Origin of the sequence: Neoalteromonas facilis (assembly GCF_002807665.1) — a bacterium.
GTDB classification, from domain to species: domain Bacteria; phylum Pseudomonadota; class Gammaproteobacteria; order Enterobacterales; family Alteromonadaceae; genus Alteromonas_E; species Alteromonas_E facilis.
This window is the reverse complement of the sequence record NZ_PEAY01000019.1, coordinates 1-271: the sequence shown is the minus strand read 5'-3', so window position 1 is coordinate 271 and position 271 is coordinate 1. Positions and strand designations below refer to the sequence as shown.

Annotated in this window: 1 pseudogene; it reads left to right on the top strand. The window is 55.0% G+C overall.

Annotated elements, in window-relative coordinates:
• Positions 1-271: pseudogene (locus CSH93_RS17795) on the top strand (hypothetical protein); the annotation flags it as partial.

The following is a 271-nucleotide window of genomic DNA, read 5'->3' as shown; positions in this document are numbered from 1 at the left end:
ATAACCGGGGGCGCCCCACTCGAACTTGAAAGCGATGCTGATGGCGGAGGATTTATTAGCGGGGCGTGGCAGTTCGGAGATCAGATGCACCTTTTTGGCGAGTATGCATCACTGGGCCAAGAACTTGAAATACGCAGTGGTACCGGCACTGTAGCAGGCGAGTACGACGTGACGCGTTGGCGCATTGGTGTTGGATACCAATACCCTGTTTCGGAAACTTTGGCTTACTACGGGCGGCTAAGCCTTGACCAGCTCGAGTTCAAGGATGCGC